Below are 1,869 nucleotides of genomic sequence, written 5' to 3' on the forward strand. Positions count from 1 at the left end.
AACATCAATTGACTAATAAGAGCAATAAATAGAAGGACTGTATCGAAACAAAGACCCGAAAGAAATAGAATATTTCGGTCCTTAGGTGCTAACTTCCAGACGGATGACATATCGGTTTCTAGGACAACAAAAAATAAACGATGGCTAACTTCCACTTTCGTCGGCAGGTTATGTGCTCTCATGGCCAAAACATGACCTAACTCGTGAACCAGAACTAAAATAAATGTAAACGTCATCCAAAGTATTACGTTTAGTACCATAATATCAAAAACAAATATGTCTTTATGATGAGGGAATAAAGAAGGATGAATTGCAAAAAGTATCAGATTAAAAACAAATAAAAATACATATACAGGGTAAGTAAACTTATTAAAAAACAATTGTCCCAACTTAGGCGGAATCCTTAATATTCCGAAACCTTCCTTGGGTGGTTGCTTTTTTTCAAGCTTCACACCATCAATTTCATGAACCAGTTCCAATTCTAAAAGCTGTTCAGCAAAATCAAGGAGATCAATTACTTCTGTAGGATAGTTCTTCTTAAGTGTTTGTTCAATCTCTCCAATTTGTTCACCTTGATTAATTAAATTGATTGCATCAACACAAACTTTGGGCATTTCGTAAAAATCACCAGAAAGTGTATCCTCAATGATGTAATGTTTTTTATCCTTTCGAATGACAATTGGAACCAACAATAGACGTGAATCAAGCGTAATTCCCATTTAAACACCCTTTTACTTGTATTTGACCCATTAAAGAAGGATGCTAGCATTCGCTAACATCCATCCTCCTTAAGGCTTAATTCCTACATATGGACACCACCAGCAAGTCGTCTTTACTTTCTTTAACTTACGGATTTTCATTGGTCCACCTCCTTAAGTTTTTCTCACTTATTAGTCCATGGATATCTATTATGGAATTCAACCCAAGCTGGGAATACTTTTTTAAAGACTTCCACAAGCGTCGGATCAAATTGAGAACCATTTCCTTCAATAATACGTTGATAGGCCACTTCTACCGGCATTGCCGCTCGATAGGATCTCGATGATGTCATGGCATCAAACGCATCTGCAACCGAGGCTACTCTCGCCAGTATTGGAATTTCATTTCCCTTTAATTGATCAGGATATCCTTTACCATCCCAACGTTCATGATGAGAACGAATTACACAAATACTTTCCTTAATTCCCTCAACATTTTGAACTGCTTCGGCCCCTACACTTGGATGTGATTTAATAATCTCAAACTCTTCATTTGTTAATTTTTCAGGTTTCATTAGGATTTGATCTGGAATATGAACTTTACCTATATCGTGGAGCAGGCATGCATAATAAAAGGATTTTTGTTCTTCTTTTGAAAGTCCCCCTAATTCTTGAACTAATAATAGGGCGTAACTAGCGACACGTTCACTATGTCCCCTAGTGTATGGGTCCTTCAGTTCAAGGGTAGCTATTACCCCCTTAACAATCCCCTGCAGTTGATTATCATACGATGTACTTATCGCTTTGACATAACCTTGGAAGCGGACTAATAAAAGGAAAGACACAATAGATAAAATAACGATTAGTATAATCGGAACGATAAGAATAGAAATACCTAAAATAATACTAGTAAGAGTATATTTTATGATGATCCCAAAACTCACTAACCAGAAGTATCTTTTACTAAGGAAAAGAGGTAATGTTAACATTAAAAATATCTCTACAACATTACCGCTGGAGTATTCATCGCCTCTACCGAAATAGGTAAAAATATCAACAGTGAAAGCAGTTACTAGATAGCAGGTAATGAAGACAAATTTAATCATGGATTGCTTATTCATCTTACTTAAGTAGTACATAATAGGTATTAATATTAATAATACTACATAGT

Annotated in this window: 1 protein-coding gene and 1 pseudogene; both read right to left on the reverse strand. The window is 35.4% G+C overall.

Annotated features, from left to right (window positions below):
• Nucleotides 1–719: pseudogene (locus tag V7659_RS01085) on the reverse strand (hypothetical protein); the annotation flags it as partial.
• Between the two features lie 164 nt (nucleotides 720–883).
• On the reverse strand, nucleotides 884–1,869 hold a 986-nt coding region (locus tag V7659_RS01090; RefSeq protein ID WP_335537537.1), incomplete at its 5' end, for an HD-GYP domain-containing protein.

Origin of the sequence: Neobacillus drentensis (assembly GCF_036966985.1) — a bacterium.
Lineage (GTDB): Bacteria > Bacillota > Bacilli > Bacillales > Cytobacillaceae > Neobacillus > Neobacillus drentensis_E.